This is a genomic window from Deltaproteobacteria bacterium GWC2_65_14 (assembly GCA_001797615.1).
Taxonomy (GTDB): domain Bacteria; phylum Desulfobacterota; class Deferrimicrobia; order Deferrimicrobiales; family Deferrimicrobiaceae; genus GWC2-65-14.
In genome coordinates, this window is the sequence record MGPV01000007.1 from 1 (window position 1) to 3,057 (window position 3,057).

The following is a 3,057-nucleotide window of genomic DNA, read 5'->3' on the forward strand; positions in this document are numbered from 1 at the left end:
AGAATGATTCCTAAAAGTACGAAAAACCCGTCCATCTAAAAGTTGGTGGTGGATTACGGCTTATGCTTCCATTTTATACGCATTGTGTTATCTTGAGAAAATGGGAAAATATTATCGCCGGTAATACAAACAGGAGGTGCATGATGAAAAAGGCTGACCTCAAAAGTTTTGGGAAACCCGACGAAGTTCGGGAATTCCCGAAGGGACGACTGGAACTCATCAAAATCGGCGGCGCAATGGTTGGTCGAGCTATCTTTCAGCCTGGCTGGAGATGGGCAACGTCGGTGCAACCACTTGCCAAAACAAAGAGCTGCGAAGCGCCTCACTTCCAGTATCACGTATCGGGCGTGCTGAAGATTCGTATGGATGACGGAACCGAGTTTGAGGCTCGGCCCGGCGACGTTTCATTTCTTCCCGCCGGCCACGACGCATGGGTGGTAGGAAAAGAGCCGGCCGTCGTCGTAGATTTTCAGGGGATGCTTGATTACGCGAAGTCTCTGTAGGTGGTCGCTGACAAACTACAGCCAAGGTGAGAAATAAGCCGGCTGACGTCGTGCCTGCAGCCCGACGAAAAAAACGTGCGCGGCTGAGGCGCGCCGTTGGAAGGCGCTGCGTGAATCCAGGAAACCAAACCATTAGGAGGTGAAACATGCGATTTTTACTGAAGGTCAATATCCCCGTTGAGTCCGGGAACGCGGCCGCGAAGGCTGGAAAGCTCGGCGCGACCATCCAATCCATTCTGGCAGATTTGAAGCCGGAAGCCGTCTATTTTACGGACACCAACGGTCAGCGCACGGGGTTCATTTTTCTCGAGATGCAAGATGCTTCTCAAATCCCAGCAATCGCTGAGCCGTGGTTCCTTGCGTTCAATGCAAGCATTGAGATTCATCCGGTCATGGTCCCGGACGATCTTGCCAAAGCGGGGCCCGCGATCAAGCGAGCCGTTAAGAACTACAGCTGTTAGACATGCCAAGCGCCATCCGACAACGCCATGCAGGTTATAGCAGACCCGTTTTACTTTTTTCCCTGACCCGGGCAGGCTGCGTCGATCGCCCGGCGGATCTCTCCCGCAAAGGAGGTTGCTGCCGGTACGAGGTCGTCGCTTGTGCCCTTCTCGCCGATCAGGCGGACCAGGGCGCTCCCGACGACGATGCCGTCGGCCAAGGGAGCGATGGCTGCCGCCTGACCGGGGGTGGAGATGCCGAAGCCGACGGCAACGGGAAGCGCCGTCATCCTCTTGAGCCTTTCCACGTCGCTCCGGACGTCCTCTGCCCGGGGGGCGGCCGTTCCCGTGACGCCGGTGACGGAGATGTAGTAGACAAATCCCGCCGCCCTTCGGAGGATCTTCCTGGCCCGCACTGAACCGGTCGTCGGGGCGATGAGCGTGATGAAATCGAGTCCGGCCGGATCCGAGTATTGTCGGAGTTCATCAGCTTCTTCGGGGGGGAGGTCGACGACAAGGATGCCGTCCACGCCTGAGGCAGCCGCCTCCGCCGCGAACTTTTCCGGCCCGTAGCTGAGGATCGGGTTATAGTAGCCGAACAGGACGATCGGGATTCCGCTCGTCCGGCGAAGGGAGGCGATCATTGCGAGGATCTTCGCCAGGGTGGCCCCCCGCTTGAGGGCGCGCTGAGAGGCGGCCTGGATGACGGGGCCGTCCGCCGTCGGATCGGAGAAAGGGACGCCGATTTCGATGATGTCCACCCCGGCGGCCTCCAGTGCCGGGATCAGCCGCGCGGTTGTTTCCAGATCGGGATCGCCCGCCGTCAAGTAGGCGACGAACGTCTTACGACCCTCTTTTTTCAATGCCGTGAATCTCTCTTCGATCCGTCCCATTATTCTTTTCCCTCCCTGCTCTCGGCGATGGTCTCCGCATCCTTGTCGCCCCGGCCGGAGAGGTTGATGATTGCAATCTTGTCCTTTGCCATGGCGGGCGCCGTCTTCATGGCCCAGGCCACGGCATGGGCGCTCTCCAGCGCGGGGATGATTCCCTCCTGGCGGGAAAGGGCGACGAAGGCTTCTACAGCCTCCTCGTCCGTGACGGCGACGTAGCGGGCGCGCCCGGTGGCGTGGAGCCAGGCGTGTTCCGGACCCACGCCGGGATAGTCGAGGCCGGCAGCGATGGCGTAGGCGTCGCGGACCTGGCCGTATTCATCCTGAAGAAGATAGGTCTTGTTCCCATGGAGGACGCCGACCCGACCTGCCGTAATGCTTGCCGCATGAAGCCCTGTGGCGAGCCCTTTTCCCGCCGCCTCGACGCCGGTCATCGCCACCGCGGGATCGGCAAGGAAAGGGTAAAAAAGACCGAGGGCGTTGCTTCCCCCGCCCACGCAGGCGATGAGGATGTCGGGGAGCCGCCCTTCCTTCTTCAGGATCTGCCGCCTCGCCTCCCGGCCGATGATGCTCTGGAAATCGCGGACCATGACCGGGTAGGGGTGGGGGCCTGCCGTGGTGCCGATGACGTAGAAGGTGTCGCGCACCGAGGAGACCCAGTCGCGCATCGCCTCGTTCATCGCATCCTTGAGGGTCGCCGTGCCGGCGGCTACGGGGGCGACCTCCGCGCCGAGGATTTTCATCCGGAAGACATTATGGGCCTGCCGCCGGATGTCCTCTTCGCCCATGAAGATCCGGCACTCCATGCCGAAGAGGGCCGCCGCCGTCGCGGTCGCCACGCCGTGCTGGCCCGCCCCGGTCTCGGCGATCACCTTTTTCTTCCCCATCCGCCGGGCAAGCAGGACCTGACCCAGCGTGTTGTTGATCTTGTGCGAGCCCGTGTGGTTCATGTCCTCCCGCTTCAGGTAGATCTTCGCGCCGCCGAGGGTCTCGGTGAGCCTGCGCGCCTCGTAGAGGGGCGTCTCCCGCCCCGCGTACTCATGGAGATAAAAGGAGAACTCCTTTTTGAAAGAGGCGTCCCTCCGGGCCGCGCGATAGGCCGTCTCCAGTTCCAGGAGGGCGGGCATCAGGGTCTCCGCGGCGTAGCGTCCCCCGAAGATCCCGAAATGGCCGCGTCTGTCCGGTTGTGTCCGCATCATGATTGCGTTTTTCCTTTCCCAAAGA

General features: G+C 61.0%; 4 protein-coding genes and 1 pseudogene (1 of these 5 only partly in view). 2 read left to right on the forward strand and 3 right to left on the reverse strand.

Going from position 1 to position 3,057, the window contains the following annotated elements:
- Positions 1-143 precede the first annotated feature (143 nt).
- Complete coding sequence (locus A2X88_10820) at positions 144-503, forward strand: cupin (protein ID OGP35662.1); 360 nt, start codon at positions 144-146, stop codon at positions 501-503.
- 146 nt (positions 504-649) lie between these two features.
- Entirely contained in the window at positions 650-964 is a 315-nt protein-coding gene (locus tag A2X88_10825; protein ID OGP35616.1) for a hypothetical protein, read from the forward strand.
- Between the two features lie 50 nt (positions 965-1,014).
- Here the strand turns inward: A2X88_10825 and A2X88_10830 are convergent, their stop codons facing one another.
- The 3 genes and pseudogenes from A2X88_10830 to A2X88_10840 form a co-directional block, all read right to left on the reverse strand.
- Positions 1,015-1,836: a tryptophan synthase subunit alpha gene (locus tag A2X88_10830; protein ID OGP35617.1), complete on the reverse strand. Its 822-nt coding sequence runs from the start codon at positions 1,834-1,836 to the stop codon at positions 1,015-1,017.
- Positions 1,836-3,032 carry a tryptophan synthase subunit beta gene (locus A2X88_10835; protein OGP35618.1) on the reverse strand — a complete coding sequence of 399 codons (1,197 nt, stop codon included), beginning with the start codon at positions 3,030-3,032 and terminating at the stop codon, positions 1,836-1,838. The genes A2X88_10830 and A2X88_10835 overlap by 1 nt, the downstream gene beginning before the upstream one ends.
- Positions 3,029-3,057 (reverse strand): annotated as a pseudogene (locus tag A2X88_10840) (hypothetical protein); it runs 592 nt beyond the window's last position. Before A2X88_10840 ends, A2X88_10835 begins: the two are co-directional and overlap by 4 nt.